The 18,698-nt window shown below is 59.9% G+C and carries 19 protein-coding genes, 1 pseudogene and 1 other annotated feature; of the genes and pseudogenes, 14 read left to right on the forward strand and 6 right to left on the reverse strand.

From position 1 onward, the window contains the following. Positions 1–413: 413 nt before the first annotated feature. Positions 414–665, forward strand: a complete 252-nt coding sequence (locus tag GRH90_RS06560) for a YciN family protein (RefSeq protein WP_162365148.1) — start codon at positions 414–416, stop codon at positions 663–665. Between the two features lie 84 nt (positions 666–749). Here GRH90_RS06560 and sohB read toward each other — a convergent pair whose 3' ends face one another. Next, entirely contained in the window at positions 750–1,796 is a 1,047-nt protein-coding gene (gene sohB, locus GRH90_RS06565; RefSeq protein WP_162365149.1) for a protease SohB, read from the reverse strand. Between the two features lie 227 nt (positions 1,797–2,023). Between sohB and GRH90_RS06570 the strand changes: the two genes are divergently transcribed. Together GRH90_RS06570 and cobO are read left to right on the forward strand one after the other, a co-directional pair. Then, the gene (locus GRH90_RS06570; RefSeq protein WP_162365150.1) at positions 2,024–2,782 is read left to right on the forward strand and encodes a YciK family oxidoreductase; all 759 of its coding nucleotides are present in this window, start codon (positions 2,024–2,026) and stop codon (positions 2,780–2,782) included. 17 nt (positions 2,783–2,799) lie between these two features. Beyond that, complete coding sequence (gene cobO, locus GRH90_RS06575; RefSeq protein ID WP_162365151.1) at positions 2,800–3,390, forward strand: cob(I)yrinic acid a,c-diamide adenosyltransferase; 591 nt, start codon at positions 2,800–2,802, stop codon at positions 3,388–3,390. 206 nt (positions 3,391–3,596) lie between these two features. Here cobO and rluB read toward each other — a convergent pair whose 3' ends face one another. The 3 genes from rluB to rnm all read right to left on the reverse strand — a co-directional run bounded on the left by rluB (position 3,597) and on the right by rnm (position 6,298). Further along, positions 3,597–4,481, reverse strand: a complete 885-nt coding sequence (gene rluB / locus GRH90_RS06580) for a 23S rRNA pseudouridine(2605) synthase RluB (protein ID WP_162365152.1) — start codon at positions 4,479–4,481, stop codon at positions 3,597–3,599. 244 nt (positions 4,482–4,725) lie between these two features. Then, positions 4,726–5,346, reverse strand: coding sequence for an L-threonylcarbamoyladenylate synthase (locus GRH90_RS06585; RefSeq protein WP_162365153.1), 621 nt, complete (start codon positions 5,344–5,346; stop codon positions 4,726–4,728). Positions 5,347–5,395: 49 nt separating this feature from the next. Beyond that, positions 5,396–6,298, reverse strand: a complete 903-nt coding sequence (gene rnm, locus GRH90_RS06590; RefSeq protein ID WP_162365154.1) for an RNase RNM — start codon at positions 6,296–6,298, stop codon at positions 5,396–5,398. A 184-nt stretch (positions 6,299–6,482) separates the two neighbouring features. Continuing rightward, positions 6,483–6,588, forward strand: a sequence feature (Trp leader region). 23 nt (positions 6,589–6,611) lie between these two features. On the opposite strand from rnm, the gene GRH90_RS06595 reads away from it, so the two are divergent. From GRH90_RS06595 to GRH90_RS06625, 6 genes and pseudogenes are all read left to right on the forward strand, one after another. Beyond that, positions 6,612–8,174: an anthranilate synthase component 1 gene (locus tag GRH90_RS06595; RefSeq protein ID WP_162365155.1), complete on the forward strand. Its 1,563-nt coding sequence runs from the start codon at positions 6,612–6,614 to the stop codon at positions 8,172–8,174. Continuing rightward, positions 8,174–9,768, forward strand: a pseudogene (gene trpD, locus GRH90_RS26820) (bifunctional anthranilate synthase glutamate amidotransferase component TrpG/anthranilate phosphoribosyltransferase TrpD). The gene GRH90_RS06595 and the pseudogene trpD overlap by 1 nt, the downstream one beginning before the upstream one ends. 3 nt (positions 9,769–9,771) lie before the next feature. Beyond that, positions 9,772–11,127 carry a bifunctional indole-3-glycerol-phosphate synthase TrpC/phosphoribosylanthranilate isomerase TrpF gene (gene trpCF / locus GRH90_RS06610; RefSeq protein WP_162365158.1) on the forward strand — a complete coding sequence of 452 codons (1,356 nt, stop codon included), beginning with the start codon at positions 9,772–9,774 and terminating at the stop codon, positions 11,125–11,127. 33 nt (positions 11,128–11,160) lie between these two features. Then, positions 11,161–12,351, forward strand: coding sequence for a tryptophan synthase subunit beta (gene trpB, locus GRH90_RS06615; RefSeq protein ID WP_162365159.1), 1,191 nt, complete (start codon positions 11,161–11,163; stop codon positions 12,349–12,351). Then, complete coding sequence (trpA, locus tag GRH90_RS06620; protein ID WP_162365160.1) at positions 12,351–13,157, forward strand: tryptophan synthase subunit alpha; 807 nt, start codon at positions 12,351–12,353, stop codon at positions 13,155–13,157. The genes trpB and trpA overlap by 1 nt, the downstream gene beginning before the upstream one ends. A gap of 115 nt (positions 13,158–13,272) precedes the next feature. Next, positions 13,273–13,587: a BON domain-containing protein gene (locus tag GRH90_RS06625; RefSeq protein WP_162365161.1), complete on the forward strand. Its 315-nt coding sequence runs from the start codon at positions 13,273–13,275 to the stop codon at positions 13,585–13,587. Positions 13,588–13,703: 116 nt separating this feature from the next. On the opposite strand, the gene ompW is transcribed toward GRH90_RS06625, so the two are convergent. After that, positions 13,704–14,336, reverse strand: coding sequence for an outer membrane protein OmpW (gene ompW / locus GRH90_RS06630; protein ID WP_162365162.1), 633 nt, complete (start codon positions 14,334–14,336; stop codon positions 13,704–13,706). A gap of 272 nt (positions 14,337–14,608) precedes the next feature. On the opposite strand from ompW, the gene GRH90_RS06635 reads away from it, so the two are divergent. From GRH90_RS06635 to yciA, 4 genes are read left to right on the forward strand one after another with little or no spacing between them, the layout of a single operon-like run. Then, positions 14,609–15,016, forward strand: coding sequence for a YkgJ family cysteine cluster protein (locus GRH90_RS06635; protein ID WP_162365163.1), 408 nt, complete (start codon positions 14,609–14,611; stop codon positions 15,014–15,016). Between the two features lie 52 nt (positions 15,017–15,068). Then, complete coding sequence (locus tag GRH90_RS06640) at positions 15,069–15,824, forward strand: YciC family protein (RefSeq protein WP_162365164.1); 756 nt, start codon at positions 15,069–15,071, stop codon at positions 15,822–15,824. A gap of 39 nt (positions 15,825–15,863) precedes the next feature. Beyond that, positions 15,864–16,409, forward strand: a complete 546-nt coding sequence (locus tag GRH90_RS06645; RefSeq protein WP_162365165.1) for a septation protein A — start codon at positions 15,864–15,866, stop codon at positions 16,407–16,409. Positions 16,410–16,461: 52 nt separating this feature from the next. Continuing rightward, positions 16,462–16,887 carry an acyl-CoA thioester hydrolase YciA gene (yciA, locus tag GRH90_RS06650; protein ID WP_162365166.1) on the forward strand — a complete coding sequence of 142 codons (426 nt, stop codon included), beginning with the start codon at positions 16,462–16,464 and terminating at the stop codon, positions 16,885–16,887. Between the two features lie 107 nt (positions 16,888–16,994). Here yciA and GRH90_RS06655 read toward each other — a convergent pair whose 3' ends face one another. Beyond that, the gene (locus tag GRH90_RS06655) at positions 16,995–17,750 is read right to left on the reverse strand and encodes an energy transducer TonB (RefSeq protein WP_162365167.1); all 756 of its coding nucleotides are present in this window, start codon (positions 17,748–17,750) and stop codon (positions 16,995–16,997) included. Positions 17,751–17,967: 217 nt separating this feature from the next. On the opposite strand from GRH90_RS06655, the gene GRH90_RS06660 reads away from it, so the two are divergent. Beyond that, positions 17,968–18,264: a YciI family protein gene (locus GRH90_RS06660; RefSeq protein WP_162365384.1), complete on the forward strand. Its 297-nt coding sequence runs from the start codon at positions 17,968–17,970 to the stop codon at positions 18,262–18,264. The last annotated feature ends 434 nt before the right edge of the window (positions 18,265–18,698 follow it).

Consider the following 18,698-nt stretch of genomic DNA (forward strand, 5'->3'; position numbering starts at 1 on the left):
TACCTGAATGATGTCTTCTGTAATAAGAAGCTTTTTGTGCGCCAGACCCTGGCTGGGCATTCCTCAAATTTTATATTGCGGCAGCGCCGCCAAAAATCAACCTCTGTTCAGCCAGTCTGCCTTTTCGCTTTCGCCATGAGATTAACCTATTGAAAAATAAATTTATTTATCAATATTATCTTTAAACATTGATAAACCAACTATTGAAAAAAGTTCAATTACCCCCCCCGACTTATGAAGGCCCACACTCTACATGATAAAAAAGTTGGCGCAACATATTCGCGGCGCAAAAAAAAGCCCGGCCGGTAAAACCCTATAAATCCCCGCGGCCGACCGAATAAACCTTAGTCTGTTTGCAGCCGAACACAACCGGGTATTACAATAGCCCCGTAGCCCACTCAGGAGTAACGCTTATGTACGGTAACACCACCCCCCTAGATCGCCACAGCCTGCTTATCGAGGCTAATCGCATTATTCGCGCGCACGATGAATATATGCACGGCATGGAAGCAACCGAGGTAGAACAGAAAGGCGGCGTGCTGATTTTCCGGGGTGAATTCTTTCTTGACCAGGACGGGGTACCGACGCGGAAAACCACGGCGGTGTTTAATATGTTTAAACATCTTGCCGTGGTGCTGTCGGAGAAATATCACCTGGAGGATTAAATCTCCGGCGCCGGCGGGCCGGTTTGCCGGCCGCGGGCGTTAGCGCATATCGCCGGACATACCCGCCCGGTGGCGTGGGAATAATCACAGTAACGGCTTCTGGCCCCGTTGCCATAAATGTAATAAGCGCTGTTCGATACTTAGGGCGGTGCTGTCGGTAAAACGCGCGAGCAAACGTTTACGCCGGGCGAACCGCACGCTGATGACCTCATGGTTGGCCATTTCGGCGATCAGCAGATCGTCGCTGGTGCCGATGCCGTCCACCAGGCCGTTTTCCCGCGCTTGGGTGCCATACCAGTGCTCGCCGGTCGCCACCGCCTCGATATCCAGCGTGGGCCGCATCTCGTGGACAAACTGTTTGAACAGGTGATGCGTTTCGTTCAGGTCCTGCTGGAACTTCTCCCGCCCTTCCGGCGAGTTTTCGCCAAACAGGGTCAGCGTGCGCTTATAGGCCCCGGCGGTATGCAGTTCCATGTCGATATCATTGCGCTTGAGCAGGCGGTTAAAGTTGGGAATTTGGGCCACCACGCCGATGGAACCGACGATGGCAAACGGCGCGGCGATGATGCGATCGGCCACGCAGGCCATCATATAGCCGCCGCTGGCGGCCACTTTATCCACCGCCACCGTCAGGCGGATGCCGCGGTCGCGCAGGCGTTGCAGCTGCGAGGCGGCCAGGCCGTAGCCGTGCACCACCCCGCCGGGGCTTTCCAGCCGCAGCAGTACCTCGTCCTCCGGTTTAGCCACCGCCAACACCGCCGAAACCTCCTCGCGCAGCGAAGCCACCTCGCCGGCATCCATGCTGCCTTTGAAATCCAGGACATACAGACAGGATTTTTGCGGTGATTTCTCGCCATGCTTGGCGCGCGCGCGCGCCTGCCTGGCCTCGCCTTTTTCCTGCTTTTTATACCGTTTGTGCCAGATACGCTGTTCGGCCTCGCCCATGCGCCCCAGCTGCATTTCCCTTTGCATTTCGCGGTACTGTTTGCCCAGGTCCGTTATCTGGATTTCGCCCTTGCGCCGGCGCTGCCGCTGGCGCAACGCCATGACCAGCAGCAACACCGCGCCGATGGCCAGGACCACGGTGATGGATTTTGCCAGGAAGAGACCATAAAGAGTAATAAATTCCACGCTGCCGCCTTGCTGAATATGTTTTCCGTTGTGCTTCATTCTAGCGAAGGTCCGGGTATACGTCGCCGGAAAAATCAGAATATTACGCAGGTTTACGCTTATAAAGGAGGTTAACCGTTAACGATTGAAATGGGGTCCTGTTTCAGGCATAAAATGGGGACCGACGGTTAAAAAGGCGATAAATTATCACCCAGGGGTGACCGGACGGGTTAACAAAGGAGTTTCCCTTGTACTATCAGCCCAAACATGACTTATTGGCCGGCCGCATCATCATGGTGACCGGCGCCGGCGACGGCATCGGCCGCGAGGCCGCGCTGACCTACGCCCGCCACGGCGCAACGCTGGTATTGCTCGGGCGAACCGAATCCAAGCTGGCGGCGGTGGCGGGATTGATTGCCGCCGAAGGCGGCCGGCCGGCGCGCGTTATTCCGTTCGATTTATCCGCGGCCCCCGCCGGCGATTACCGGCTGCTCGGCCAGCGGCTGGCGGCCGAACAGCCGCGTCTTGACGGCCTGCTGAACAATGCCGGGTTGCTGGGTGAAATCGTGCCGATGGCGCAGCAGTCCCCCGACAGCTGGCGAGAGGTGATGGCGGTCAACGTCAACGCCACTTTTATGCTGACCCAGGCGATGCTGCCGCTGTTGTTGCAGGCATCCCGGCCGTCGCTGGTGTTCAGCAGTTCCAGCGTCGGGCGCCAGGGACGGGCCAACTGGGGGGTATACGCGGTGTCCAAATTCGCCACCGAGGGCATGATGCAGGTGCTGGCGGACGAATATCCCGCCGCCACCCTGCGGGTTAACTGCATTAACCCCGGCGGCACCCGCACCGCCATGCGCGCCAGCGCTTTTCCCCGGGAAGACGCCGCGCGGCTGAAAACCCCCGCCGAAATTATGTCCATCTATCTTTATCTGATGGGTGATGACAGCCGTCGCAAAACCGGTATCAGTTTTGATGCCCAGCCGGACCGTAAACCGGGCCCGGCGTAATCAGACAGGATGAACAGATGAGTGAAGATAGGCACCAGCAGCGCCAGCAGCGTTTAAAAGAGCAGGTGGACGCCCGCATCGCCGCGGCTTCCGAGCAGCGTGGCATCGTGATGGTGTTCACCGGCAACGGCAAGGGCAAGACCACCGCCGGCTTCGGCACCGTCGCCCGGGCTATCGGCCACGGCATGCGGGCCGGGGTGATCCAGTTTATCAAGGGGCAGTGGCCGAACGGCGAAAGAAACCTGCTGGAACAGCATGGGGTGGAATTCCAGGTGATGGCCACCGGCTTTACCTGGAATACCCAGAACCGGGTGACCGACAGGGCCGCGGCCCAGGAAGTCTGGCAGCATGGCCTGCGTATGCTGGCGGACGAGAGCCTGGATCTGGTGCTGCTCGACGAGCTGACCTATATGGTTACCTACGATTATATCGATTTACCGGCGATCGTCGCGGCGCTGAAAAACCGCCCGCCGCAGCAAACGGTGATTATCACCGGCCGCGCCTGCCATCGGGAACTGCTGGAGCTGGCGGATACGGTCAGCGAGCTGCGCCCGGTGAAACATGCCTTCGACGCGGGTATCAAGGCGCAGCAGGGCGTGGACTGGTAAGGTGGGCGCCGCGCGCGCAGGCGTTGGCCGCGGCTATGAGGCATTGCCGATGTCGGCGGTCCGGTCGATCGCCGGGCCAAGACCGCTCAAGCCGGCGTTGGACGCGGCTATCGGGATACGGCGGGGTGTTGACGAATCAGGGAATTCCCAGCCGCGGCCGGTCAAACAGGCGTTTGACGCGGCCATCGGCGCGCGGGATGGGCGTTTTACGATCCGGAGTTGCGCTTGCTGCTCTGTCCGCCGCGCCGGGTGGGCGTAACCGTACTGTGACGTTTTACCGCCCGGCGGATCTGGTTGGCCTTCATGCGGCGGCGTTCCTTCTCCACCGGCACCCTGGTGACGGTTTCCGGCGGCATTTCCACCAGCTCGCGCAGATAGTTGATTTCAGCCAGCGGCAGTTCGGTCCAGCCGCCGCGCGGCAAGCCTTTCGGCAGCGGGATGGCGCCGTAGCGGGTGCGGATCAGACGGCTGACCTGTACTCCCACCGCTTCCCATAAGCGCCGCACTTCACGGTTGCGGCCTTCGGTCAAGGTCACGTTGTACCATTGGTTCAGGCCTTCGCCGCCCTGGAAACTCAGGGTGCGGAACGCGCCGGTGCCGTCTTCCAGGGTAACGCCCTTGGTTAACAGCCGCAGCTTTTCGTCGTCTACCTGGCCGAATACGCGCACCGCGTACTCGCGCTCCACTTCCCGGCTTGGATGCATCAGGCGGTTGGCCAGCTCACCGTCGGTGGTGAATAACAGCAGGCCGGAGGTGTTGATATCCAGGCGCCCCACCGCAATCCAGCGCGAGCCGTTGAGTTTCGGCAACCGATCGAACACCGTCGGGCGGCCGTCGGGGTCACGCCGGGTGCAGAGCTCGCCTTCCGGCTTGTAGTAGGCCAGGACACGGCATACCGCTTCATCGGACGCGGTGATGGAAACCACCCGTCCGTCGACGCGGATTTTCATGGAACTGACGGCGTCAACCCGATCGCCCAGCGTGGCAATCTTGCCGTCGACGCTGACGCGGCCTTGTTCAATCATGGATTCAATTTCACGGCGGGAACCATGCCCGGCGCGTGCCAGGACTTTTTGCAGCTTTTCGCTCATTGAGCAACCTCGGCTGTCGCCTTCACAGGCGTCGAATGGTGGCTTTCGCCATTATTTATTAAATTTATCAGCGACTTAACTGAAATATAGCTGGTTATTTTACACTATGACCGCGGGTATGACAATGCCTAGTTTGGGTCGGGCCGGAGCACCGGCTGAAAACGCCGCCCGCCGGCCCCGCAATGCATCCCCCGCCCGGGAAACCGGGGTCGGCGGTAAACCCATCGGGAGCGCCGGCCGGTCATCACAGGAAGGGGGAGATATCCCCGACGCCCTCGCGCACCACCACCGGCGCGTCGTTGGTTAAATCGATAACCGTCGTCGGCTGCTGGCCGAGAAAACCGCCGTGGATCACCAGGTTGACCTGTTTACCCAGGTGATCGTTGATCATTTCCGGGTCCGATTCCGCGAAGTCATTGCCCGGCAACATCAGGGTGGTGGACATCAGCGGTTCTTCCATGGCTTCAAGCAGCGCCAGGGCGATGGCGTTGGAGGGCACGCGCACGCCGATGGTTTTACGCTTGTCGTTCATCAGGCGCCGCGGCACTTCCTTGGTGGCTTTAAGAATAAAGGTATACTTGCCCGGCGTATTATTCTTCATCAGGCGATACGCCTGGTTATCCACGTGGGCATAGGTCGACAGCTCGGACAGATCGCGGCAGACCAGGGTAAAGTTATGATTACCGTCCAACCGCCGGATAAGGCAGATGCGCTCCATGGCGGCCTTGTCCTCCAGACGGCAGCCAAGCGCGTAGCCTGAATCGGTAGGATAGACAATCACCGCGCCCTTACGCAGCAGTTCAACGGTTTGGCTTATCAACCGCGGCTGTGGATTTTCTGGATGAATAGTAAAAAACTGGCTCATTATGACTCCTTATTTAGTCTAGAGGGAGCAACGCCCCGGCAAACCGCGTTTATCCTTCGGACAATTCCCTTGCTACAGCTGGCCGGTTGACCGGCCAATCGCGCCATATCGGTTCCACTCCGCCCGGCAGCCACAGTTTTCGGCCAAGCTCGATCCAGCCGCAGGGCTGGTGAAAATCGGATCCCTGCGAGGCCAGCAGGCCCCGCTCGCGCGCGTAGCCCGCCAGCATGGTTTTTTCCTGCGGCGACTGCTGGCACATCGCCACTTCGATACCGTCGCCGCCGACCCCGGCAAAATGATCCATCAGGCGCTTAAGCCATTTCGCCGACAGCTGGTAACGGCCGGGATGGGCCAGCACCGCCTGTCCGCCCGCCTGATGTATGGCGTCCACCGCCTCGTCGATTGTACACCACTGCGGGGGGACATAGCCGGTTTTACCCTTGGACAGGTATTTTTTGAACACCTTGGCCACGTTATCGGCGGCGCCGATGCCGACCAGGTAACGGGCAAAATGGCCGCGCGTCACCAGTTCGTCCCGGGCAAACCGGTTGGCGCCCGTCCAGGCGTCATTGATGCCGGCGCGCTCCAGCCGCTCGGCGATGGCCCGGGCCCGGGCCAGACGCTTTTCGCGCTGGGCGGCCAGCAGCGCGTCCATGGCCGAATGCGCGTCGTCGATGCCGAGGCCGACAATATGGATCTCGTGATTGGCCCATTGGGTGGACACCTCCACCCCGGCGACCAGCGTAAGCGGCAGCGCGCCATCGCTGACCGCCCGCCGCGCCTCCGCCAGGCCGGAAATGGTGTCATGGTCGGTCACGGCCAGGACGTCGACGCCCATGGCCACGGCGCGCGCCACCAGCTCCGCCGGTGACAGCAGCCCGTCGGAGGCGGTGGTATGGCTATGCAGATCGTACAGGGTCAGCAGCGATGATTTAACGGAGATCTCGGTCAACGATAGGTTACCTTTCAAAAATTAACGCCCATATCATAACGTCAAACGCCGTTGAATCGAACCTGTTAAATATTTAACTGCTTTTAAGCGGCAGCTGTTGACTTTTCATTGCTGAACTAGTTTACTAGTACGCATCAAGACAACCAATGAGAATCTGACGATGACAACCTTAACCCTGGTAACGCTTCGCTGGTGGCGCATCTCCCTTTAGCGGGTGGTGTTATCATGCGTCGCTGTCGTCGGACAGAGCAAGATCCCTACTAACCCGCCTTTCAAGCGGGTTTTTTTATGGGCGATAATCAGGGAAAACATTATGCAAGCCACACAACCTCAAGTAGAACTGCTGCAGGCCACGGCCACCTATCGCGACGATCCTACCGCGATGTTCAACCAGCTTTGCGGCGCCCGTCCGGCGACCCTGCTGCTCGAGTCCGCCGAAATCGACAACAAGCAAAACCTGAAAAGCCTGATGGTGCTCGACAGCGCCATGCGCATCACCGCGCTCGGACAGAAGGTCCAGCTGCAGGCGCTGACCGCCAACGGCGCGGCGCTGCTGCCGCTGCTGGACGCGGCGCTGCCGGCCGGGGTGGTGATCAACGCCCATCCCAGCGGCCGCGAGCTGCTGTTCCCGATGGTGGCGGATGAGATGGACGAAGACGCGCGGTTGCGCGCCCTGTCGGTATTCGATTGCCTGCGCCTGCTGCTGGCGCTGGTGCCGACCCCAGCCGACCAGCCGGAAGCGCTGTTCCTCGGCGGCCTGTTCGCCTATGACCTGGTCGCCGGCTTTGAATCGCTGCCCGAGGTGAGCCAGGGGCAGCGTTGCCCGGATTTTTGCTTTTACCTGGCGGAAACCCTGCTAATCCTCGATCATCAGCAACGCACCTGCCGTCTGCAGGGCAGCCTGTTCACCCCGCTGGCCGGTGAGAAACGCCGTTTACAGGCGCGCATTGAACAGCTGCAGCATCAACTGCGGCAGGCCCCGGGGCCGATCCCCCATCAGGTCATCGACAGCATGACCCTGGAAACCGATCGCAGCGATGAGGAATTCGGCCGTATCGTCACCACCATGCAGCAGGCGATCCGCGAGGGGGAAATTTTCCAGGTGGTGCCGTCCCGGCGCTTTTCGCTACCCTGCCCGTCGCCGCTGGCCGCGTACCATACCCTGAAAGAAAGCAATCCCAGCCCCTATATGTTTTTTATGCAGGATAACGACTTTACCCTGTTCGGCGCCTCGCCAGAAAGCTCGCTCAAGTACGATGCCGTCAACCGGCAGATCGAAATCTATCCCATCGCCGGCTCCCGGCCGCGCGGCCGCAGGCCGGACGGCACGCTGGACCGCGATCTCGACAGCCGCATCGAGCTGGAAATGCGCACCGACCATAAAGAGCTGGCCGAACACCTGATGCTGGTGGACCTGGCGCGCAACGATCTGGCGCGCATTTGCGAACCCGGCAGCCGGTATGTCGCCGATTTGACCAAGGTCGATCGCTATTCCTTTATCATGCACCTGGTTTCGCGGGTGGTCGGCACCCTGCGCGCCGATCTTGACGCGCTGCACGCCTACCGCGCCTGCATGAACATGGGCACCCTGAGCGGCGCGCCTAAAGTGCGGGCCATGCAGCTGATTGCCGAGGCCGAAGGCGCCCGGCGCGGCAGCTACGGCGGCGCCATCGGTTATTTTACCGGCAGCGGCCTGCTTGATACCTGTATCGTCATCCGCTCGGCCTATGTCGAGGACGGCATCGCCACGGTACAGGCCGGCGCCGGCGTGGTGCTGGACTCGGTGCCGCAGGCGGAAGCCGATGAAAGCCGGAATAAAGCGCGCGCCGTGCTGCGCGCCATCGCGACCGCACATCATGCCAGGGAGGTGTTCTGATGGCTGATATCCTGTTACTCGATAATATCGATTCCTTTACCTACAATCTGGTGGATCAGCTGCGCGCCACCGGCCACCGGGTGATGGTGTACCGCAACCAACTGCCGGCGGACACCATTCTCGGGCGTATCAAGGAAATGGAAAATCCGATCCTGATGCTCTCGCCCGGCCCCGGCACCCCCGCCGCCGCCGGCTGCATGCCGCAGTTGCTGGCGCAGCTGCGCGGGCAGATGCCGATTATCGGCATCTGCCTCGGCCACCAGGCGATTGTGGAGGCCTACGGCGGTTATGTCGGCCAGGCGGGGGAAATTCTGCACGGCAAGGCGTCGCTGGTAAGCCACGACGGCGTCGGCATGTTCGCCGGCATGCCCAATCCGCTGCCGGTGGCGCGTTACCATTCGCTGGTGGGCAGCCAAATCCCAGAGGGACTTACCGTCAACGCGCACTTTGACGAGATGGTGATGGCGGTGCGTCACGACGCCGATCGCGTCTGCGGTTTTCAATTTCATCCCGAATCCATCCTGACCACCCAGGGCGCGCGGTTGCTTAACCAAACCCTGGACTGGGCGCTGGCCTGAATTATAGGAACCTGAACATGCAACAGATATTGGAAAAACTCTACCGGGCCGAACGCATCAGCCGCCAGGAAAGCGAACGGCTTTTCGGCCAGATTATCCAGGGCGGACTTGAACCGGCCCAGCTGGCGGCGGCGCTGATCAGCATGAAAATACGCGGCGAGCATCCCGAGGAAATCGCCGGGGCCGCCACCGCCCTGCTGGCCGACGCCCTGCCGTTCCCGCGTCCGGATTATCCGTTTGCCGATATCGTCGGCACCGGCGGCGACGGCAGCAACAGCATAAATATTTCCACCGCCAGCGCCTTTGTCGCCGCCGCCTGCGGCGCGCGGGTGGCCAAACACGGCAACCGCAGCGTCTCCAGCCGGTCGGGATCGTCGGATCTGCTGGCGGCCTTCGGCATCCGGCTGGATATGCCGGCGGAAATGTCGCGCCAGGCGCTGGACGAGCTGGGGGTATGCTTTTTATTCGCCCCCCAGTACCACACCGGCTTTCGCCATGCCATGCCGGTGCGCCAGCAGTTGAAAACCCGCACCCTGTTTAACGTACTCGGGCCGCTGATCAACCCCGCCCGTCCACCGCTGGCGCTGATTGGCGTCTACAGTCCGGAGCTGGTGCTGCCCATTGCGCAAACGCTGCGGGTGCTCGGCTATCGGCGCGCCGCGGTGGTACACGGCGGCGGCATGGATGAAGTGGCGCTGCACGCGCCGACGCAGGTGGCGGAGCTTAATCAAGGCGAGATTACCAGCTACCAGCTGGCGCCGGCGGATTTCGGCCTGCGGGCGCAGTCAATGGACGCCCTGCTGGGCGGCTCGCCGGAAGAAAATCGTGACATTTTGGCCCGGTTGTTACAAGGTAAAGGCGATCACGCCCATGAATGTGCCGTTGCCGCCAACGTCGCCCTGTTATTGAAATTGTTCGGTCAGGAAAATCTCCGCGAAAATACCCAACAGGCGCTGGCGGCCATCCGCGGCGGCGGCGCCTATGAACGGGTTGTCGCTTTGGCAGCAAGAGGATAAGAAATGCAGGATACGGTACTGACAAAAATTGTCGCTGATAAAAAACTATGGATAGCCGATCGTAGGCAACGTCAGCCGTTGGCCGGGTTCCGCGACGAGGTGCGGCCGAGCACGCGCGGTTTCTATCACGCCCTGCGGGGTTCGCGCACCGTGTTTATCCTGGAGTGCAAAAAGGCGTCGCCCTCCAAGGGCCTGATCCGTGAGGATTTTGACCCGGCGGCCATTGCCGGGGTGTATAAACATTACGCCGCCGCCATCTCCTGCCTGACCGACGAAAAATACTTCCAGGGCAGCTTCGATTTCCTGCGCCAGATAAGCCGGGTGGTCACCCAGCCGGTGCTGTGCAAAGACTTTATCATTGATTCCTACCAGGTTTACCTGGCCCGTTATTACCAGGCTGACGCTATTTTGCTGATGCTGTCGGTACTTGACGACGACACCTACCGCCAACTGTCCGATCTGGCGCACAGCCTTGGCATGGGCGTGCTGACCGAGGCGATAACCGAGGAAGAGTGCTGCCGCGCACGGGCGTTGGGCGCCCGGGTGGTGGGCATTAACAATCGCGATCTGCGTGATTTGTCCATCGACTTAAACCGTACCCGCCGGCTGGCGCCGCTGCTGCCGGGCGTGACGGTGATCAGCGAGTCAGGCATTACCGCCTATCGCCACGTCAGGGAACTGAGTCACTTCTCCAACGGTTTCCTGATCGGCAGCGCGCTGATGTCGGAACCGGATCTGGACGGCGCGGTGCGCCGTATATTGCTGGGCGAAAATAAAGTCTGCGGCCTGACGCGCCCCGAGGATGCAAGGGCGGCGCTTGAAGCGGGCGCGCTCTACGGCGGATTGATTTTTGCGCCCTCATCGCCCAGATGTATTGATATTACCCGCGCCCGCGCGGTGATGGCCGGCGCCGCGCTGCGCTACGTCGGCGTGTTTCGCGACGCCCCCGTGACCGATGTGACGAGCGCCGCCGCCGCGCTGTCGTTGTACGCCGTACAGCTGCACGGCAACGAGGACCAGGCCTATATCAGCACCCTGCGCGGCCTGCTGCCGGCCGACTGCTACATTTGGAAAGCATTGGATATGCGCACCCACGCGCCGGCGCGCGATTTCACCGATGTGGATCGCTACCTGCTGGATAACGGCGGCGGCAGCGGTCAACCCTTCGACTGGTCGCTGCTGGACGGGCTTGCGCTGGATAACGTCATGCTGGCGGGCGGGCTGGCGGCGGATAACTGCGTGGCCGCCGCGCAATTGGGCTGCGTCGGGCTGGACTTTAACTCCGGCGTCGAAAGCGCCCCGGGTATTAAAGATCACCATAAACTGGCTACGGTATTTCAGACGCTGCGCGCCTATTAATCGATTGCCCAGATCAACAAGAGACAGGAACGCATGACACTATTAAATCCCTATTTCGGCGAATTCGGCGGCATGTATGTGCCGCAGATCCTGGTACCGGCGCTGCTGCAGCTGGAGGAAGCCTTCGTCAGCGCGCAAAGCGACCCGGCTTTCCAGGCGGAATTCAGCGATTTGTTAACCAACTATGCCGGCCGCCCCACGCCGTTGACCCTGTGCCGCAACCTGACCGCCGGCAGCAAGACCAAACTCTACCTCAAGCGCGAGGATCTGCTGCACGGCGGCGCGCACAAAACCAACCAGGTGCTCGGACAGGCCCTGCTGGCCAAGCGCATGGGCAAAACCGAAATCATCGCCGAAACCGGCGCCGGCCAGCACGGCGTGGCCTCGGCGCTGGCTTCCGCGCTGCTGGGTCTCAAGTGCCGCATTTATATGGGCGCCAAGGATATTCAACGTCAGGAACCCAACGTGTTCCGCATGCGCCTGATGGGCGCGGAAGTGATCCCGGTGCACAGCGGTTCCTCCACGCTGAAGGACGCCTGCAACGAAGCGCTGCGCGATTGGTCCGGCAGCTATGAACGCGCCCACTATATGTTGGGCACCGCCGCCGGTCCGCATCCATTCCCCACCATAGTGCGCGAATTCCAGCGCATGATTGGCGAGGAGACCAAGGCCCAGATGCGGGAACGGGAACACTGCCTGCCGGACGCGGTCCTGGCCTGCGTCGGCGGCGGCTCCAACGCCATCGGCATGTTCGCTGACTTTATCGACGAACCGTCGGTAAGGCTTATCGGCGTCGAGCCGGGCGGCCTGGGGATCGAGACCGGCCAGCACGGCGCGTCGCTTAAACACGGCCGCATCGGCATCTATTTCGGCATGAAATCGCCGATGATGCAGTCGTCGGACGGGCAGATCGAGGAATCCTACTCCATTTCCGCCGGCCTGGATTTCCCTTCCGTGGGTCCGCAGCATGCCTACCTGGACAGCATCGGCCGCGCGGAATATGTGTCGGCCACCGATGAGGAAGCGCTGGCGGCGTTTAAAGCCCTCTCGCGCCATGAAGGCATTATCCCGGCGCTGGAGTCCTCCCACGCCCTGGCGCATGCGCTGAAGATGATCAAGGCGGCGCCGGACAAAGAGCAGATCCTGGTGGTCAATCTCTCCGGCCGCGGCGATAAGGATATTTTTACCGTGTTCGATATTTTGAAAGCGCGAGGAGAAATGTAATGGAACGCTATCAGCAATTGTTTACCACGCTCTCCCGCCGTAAAGAAGGGGCCTTCGTGCCTTTCGTCACGCTTGGCGATCCTAATCCCGGCCTGTCGCTGAAGATTATCGATACCCTGGTTGAGGCCGGGGCCGACGCGTTGGAACTGGGCATTCCGTTTTCCGACCCGCTGGCCGACGGCCCGACCATCCAGAATGCCACCCTGCGGGCGTTTGCCGCCGGGGTGACGCCGGATCAGTGTTTCGAAATGCTGGCCGTCATTCGCCAGAAATACCCCGCCATCCCCATCGGCCTGCTGATGTACGCCAATCTGGTGTTTAACAAGGGCATCGACGCGTTTTATGCCCACTGCGCCCAGGTGGGCGTGGATTCGGTGCTGGTGGCCGACGTGCCGCTGGAAGAGAGCCTGCCGTTCCGTACCGCCGCGATGCGCCACGGCGTGGCGCCGATCTTTATCTGCCCGCCGAACGCCGATAAGGACCTGCTGCGCGAAATCGCCTCCCACGGCCGCGGTTATACCTATTTGTTATCCCGCGCCGGCGTCACCGGTAGTGAAAACCAGGGCCATGTGCCGTTGGCCCACCTGGTGACGACGCTCACGGAGTTCCATGCCGCGCCGTCGCTGCAGGGCTTTGGCATTTCCGAGCCGTCGCAGGTGCGCGCCGCGCTGGCGGCGGGCGCGGCCGGGGCGATTTCCGGTTCGGCCATCGTCAAGATTATTGAACGCAACCTGGAGGACCCTGCGGCCACGCTAACGCAGCTTAGCGCGTTTGTCAGCAAAATGAAGGCCGCCACCCGCGGTTGATTTGAAAAAAATCATTTTATCTACAACACTTTGATGGTGGCGTATCAATTGCGCCGCCATCCTGTAAGATGCTGGTGACGTATTAAAAAAAATAACTTAAAACCAAGGAGATAAAATGAAAATGTGGAAAGCCCTTACGACTCTTGCAGCAACCGTGATTTTAGCGGCCGTGGTTAGCGGGTGCGCGCCGACCGCCAAGTCCGAAGGCACCGGCGGTTATATTGACGATACGGTGGTAACCACCAAGGTCAAGGCGCAACTGCTTGCCGATGACCACCTTAAGGGCACCGAAATCAACGTTGAAACCTTTAAGGGACGGGTGCAGTTAAGCGGTTTCGTCAGCTCGATGGCCGACGCCAACCGCGCGGTGACCATTACCCGCGGCGTCAAGGGCGTGCGTTCGGTGGAAAACGATATCAGCATCAAATAACGATGGAGAACAGTGGGCAGGGCCTGTCGTGGGGCGACCGGGAAATGGCCGTTTCAACCCCGGCGGCACGCTCTCCCACCGTTTGACATCGCGGATTGGGAGGGTCGGCCGCCGGTTCAGAACCGGTAGCCGACGCCGAACATAAACACCCAGGGATCGATTTCGGTATGGACCGACTGCTGCTGGCCCCCGGCCTTGAAGCGCACGTCGGTGTCGATATCCATATACCAGACCGACATATTGACCAGCCAGTTGTCGTTCCAGTTATAATCCAGTCCCGCCACGCCGGCCAGGCCCCAGGAGTGCTTCAGGCTTAAATCGCTGAGTCCGGCATCCTCCCCGGTCTGGTTGAAGCGCGCGTCATAGAAGGTGGTATAGTTGATGCCGACGCCGATATAAGGCCGCAATTTATCCGGGGCGTCGCCGAAATAATACTCCGCCACCAGGCTGGGCGGCAGATGTTTTACCGAGGCGATATCGCCGGTGCTTTTCAGGCCGACATGATGCTTGAACGGCGTTGCCGCCAGCAGCTCCACGCCGATATTGTCGGTCACCAGATAGGTGAACGTCAGGCCGAGCTGGGTATCGTTATCGACGTTAAAGCCGCCCAACCCCAGCACATTGTCAGAACTTTCATTGGGCCGCACCGTAGCGCTGCCCGCGCGGAAAATAACATCCCCGGCCTGATGCGCCTGCGCCGTCACCGACATCAGCGCGGCCGCCGCCATGCCTATTGCTAACCTGTTCATTCCCTGCTCCTTGTCGAGGTAATGCCTTTGCCAGGCAAAATTGATCCAGCTCGCATATTACTTTGCCATACTGTAGGGTAATTTTGAGTTGAACCTTGTTTATCATGTTTTATACCAAGGGACTGACTTGGTTGAGATTGATCCAAATCAACCGTGGCCGAAAGAGTATAAAAAAAATACGGCCGGGGATTTTATTGGCTTTCCAGCGCGCCGGGCGTAAGTTAACACTTAGGCAATTGAGGTTCGGCGCCGGGGAGTCGGCGGATGAAACGATGAGTGAAAACGGCAATCCCTGCATGAGCTGCGGCGCGTGTTGCGCATGGTTCCGCGTGTCCTTCTATTGGGCCGAGGGCGATGACGGCGGCGGCGTGGTGCCGAATGCGTTAACCGAGCCCCTTACCCCATTTTTGCGCTGCATGGCCGGCACCAACGGCCGGTCGCCGCGTTGCCGTGCGCTGGAGGGCGAGGTGGGGAAATCGGTCCGCTGCACCATCTATGCCGGGCGTCCCTCTCCCTGCCGCGAGTTCACCATGGCGGGCGAGCAGGGACGGCCCAACGACGCCTGCGATCGCGCCAGGGCGCATTATGGCCTGCCGCCGCTGGCGCCAGCCGGCGCGAAGGGGGTTATTATGGCTGAAAAACGCCATCATGATGCGTCGGGGTGCCAACCGGGCGATTAACAGGGTAGAATACCGGGCTGATAATTTAGAACGTTCTGCCAAGGAGCTCTACATGCCAATTATGGCAAGTACCCTGTACCGCGACATGTTGAATTTTACCCGTAACCAGTTTACCAGTATTGTCTTGCTGGCCCTGCTGGCGGCGCTGATTAGCGTGGCGCTCGGCCATGCGCTGTCGCCCAGCAGCGATCAGCTCGTTATCCTCAGCGCGGACAGCGGCGATATGGCCGATACGTCCAGCATGAGCCTGCAGGAACTGGTGCAGCAAATGACGCCGGAACAACAAAAGGTACTGCTGAAAGCCTCCGCCGCCGGTACCTTTGCCGGCCTGGTGGGCAATGTGATTTTGGCCGGGGCGCTGCTGACCATGATTCGCCTGGTGTCGGACCGGCAGCCGGTCAGCGTGCTGCGCGCCATCGGACTGTCCGCGCCTCTGCTGCCCCGCCTGTTATTACTGGTATTTATTACCACGCTGTTGGTGCAACTCGGACTAATATTGATTGTAATACCCGGCATCCTGGTGGCCATTGCGCTCAGCCTGGCGCCGGTCATTGCCGCCAGCGATAACCTGGGGGTATTCAAGTCCATGCGGCTGAGTAGTAAACTGGCTTTCGCCAATCTGCGCCTGATTACCCCGGCGGTGCTGGTATGGCTGCTGGCCAAGGCGACGGTGTTATTGCTGGCGGCGCAATTTACCCAGGTATCGTCGCTGGTGGCCGCGGTGTTGCTTAACGGTTTAAGTAATATTATCTCGGCGCTCTTGCTGATTTACCTGTATCGCCTATATATGTTGCTGCGCCAGGCCTGAACGACCACAGGCGCCGATTAACCAACCACGGATTTTTTTATGAAGCAGTTTCTTGATTTTCTGCCGTTAGTGGTGTTTTTTGTCTTTTATAAACTGTATGACATTTATATTGCCTCCGGTGCGCTGATAGCCGCATCGGCGCTGGTGCTGATCTATACCTGGATCAGGTACCGGAAAGTGGAAAAAGTGACGTTGCTGACGTTTATCATGGTTGCCATCTTCGGCTCCCTGACTATGTATTACCATAACGCCGAATTTATCAAATGGAAGGTCACGGTGATTTACGGCCTGTTCGCCATCGCGCTGCTGGTCAGCCAGTTCATCATGGGCAAACCTTTGATACAGCGCATGCTGGGCAAGGAACTGACCCTGCCGCCACAGGTCTGGAACAATCTTAACGTCGCCTGGGCGCTGTTTTTCCTGGCCTGCGGCGCCGCCAATATTTATATCGCCTTCTGGCTGCCGCAAAGCGTTTGGGTTAATTTCAAGGTGTTCGGCCTGACCGGCCTGACGCTGGTGTTTACCCTGTTAAGCGGGGTTTATGTCTATCGTCATATGACGGAAGACCAGAAAAACTCCCAATGATCCCCCTGGCCCGCCGCTGGGCGGGCCGCTATCAAACCAAGCGGAACCCCTGATGAGTGACAATCCGTTTTTACCTTCCGGCGAACTGGTGCTGCGTACGCTGGCGATGCCCGCCGACACCAATGCCAACGGTGATATTTTCGGCGGCTGGCTGATGTCGCAGATGGACATGGGCGGCGCTATCCTGGCCAAGGAAATCGCCGAAGGCCGGGTGGTCACGGTTCGCGTCGACGGCATGACCTTTTTGAAACCGGTGGCGGTAGGCGACGTGGTCTGCTGTTATGCCCGCTGCACCGGCACCGGCAACAGTTCGCTTAACATCAACGTCGAGGTGTGGGTCAAAAAGGTGTCTACCGCGCCCATCGGCCAGCGCTATCGCGCCACCGAGGCGGCTTTTACCTATGTCGCGGTGGACGACGCGGGCAAGGCGCGTCCCCTGCCCGACGGCAAGCGTCATTTCGCTCCCGGCACTCCCTGACCCCGGCCCGCCGGTGCTTCTACCCGCGGCCACGCCCGTTGGTCCGTTACCGGCCGCGGTTCCCGCGGTCCGCCGCGCGCCCGATCTGGGCAGGCGGGCGGGACGGGTTAATTACTGCTGACGCCGGATAGCTTAAACACCACGGTCAAATTGACGTTTTTGGCGGGCCTGCCGCTTTGGTAACGCCAGCGGCGGGTCGCCTGGCGAATCTCCCGCTCGAACATATTGCGCGGCGTGGCGGAAATAATGCGCAGGTTTTCCAATTGGCCGTTTTCATCGACATCAAACTGGATCTTAACGGTTCCCTCGATACCCAACGCCCTGGCGCGCTCAGGATAGCTCGGATCGGGACGGCTGAGCGCTCTTGGTCCTTCATTGACCACCGGCGCGGCCGAGGTCGCCGCGGGCGCGGTAGCTGCGCGTACAGGCGCCTCGCGCGGCGTGGCGGCCACCGGCGCCGGTTCGGCTTTAGGCTCGCTGACCTTCGGCTGTGGTCTAACCACGTCTTTATGCACCGGCTTGGGCTTGGGTTTAGGCAGCGGTTTCGGCTGTTGTACCGGCGCGGGCGGCTCCGGCTCGGGTACAGGTTCCGGCACAGGCTCGGGCTCGGGTTCGGGCGGCGTCTCGGGCACCGCCTCGGGTTCAACCTTAGGCGGCTCCACCGGCGGCTGGGGGGGCGCGGCAAGTGGTTCGGGCGCGGGCGCCACCAGCGTGACGCTCATCGGCTGCTCCACCGCGCTCGGGGCGGTAATCTGATTAACCGACGCATATAACAATCCTGCCACCAGCGAGGTATGCAGCCCTGCGGACAAGATAAACGGCCACGAAAATCGACGGGTCGGATTCAAAATTATCAACGCCATATCAACAAAAGTTTCAGTAAGGGTGAAGTTTAAATGCAAATAGCAATCATATTCAATAACTCAAAACAAACTCTTGGCCCCTTGGGAGGATAAACCGGCAAATATCCCTGCCAGGACAACCGTTAGCGCCCAGGGAAATTTTTTCATTGCGCAGCTGGGTTCAATGTCATAACGTAAATTACTTTATGTGAATCTAATCCTGTTGGGAGTAATGCCCTTGCTCTATGTTATCTATGCTGAAGACGTAGCCGGTTCATTGGAAAAACGTCAATCCGTACGAGCCACCCATGTAGCGCGGCTGCAGTTGCTGCGCGATGAGGGCCGCTTGCTGACGGCGGGCGCGATGCCGGCGATAGACAGTAATGAACCCGGAGCGGCGGGATTCAGCGGATCCACGGTGATTGCTGAATTCAATTCCCTTGAGGCAGCGCAGGCATGGGCTGATGCCGATCCCTATGTTGCGGCGGGCGTGTATAAACACGTCCTGGTAAGACCCTACCGTAAAACCTTCTGATTCGACCCCGCCCAAACCGGTGGCCGCGATACCGGCGCGGGCGCGTGATAATGGCCCGCTCTTTCGTGGGCCGGTTAATCCGGCGTCTTTTGCCGTAACTCATTACCACTGCTTACCATTCCCTTCCCCGCACAGGCATAATATCTTGCGCTATCATTAACGCTTCCGGCCTGGTTAACCCTGTGCTATTCATCGTCGTTTTCTTTGCGCATTCCTGTCGCAGCCCGGCGACGCCGCGGCGGCCGGGCCGATAAAATCCCGACGTTCAACTGAATATTATTTTCTAAAATAACCTTCGGGCCGTGATAATTATTATCGTATTTGGTAATGGCGGTCGGGAATATAACGCACTTTACTTAACCCTAATTAATATTAAATACGTTTTTGAAGCCATTTTTCCGCTATAAGCCTTTAAAAATAAAGGAATTACGCTG

It is taken from the genome of Acerihabitans arboris (assembly GCF_010131535.1).
Lineage (GTDB): Bacteria > Pseudomonadota > Gammaproteobacteria > Enterobacterales > Enterobacteriaceae > Acerihabitans > Acerihabitans arboris.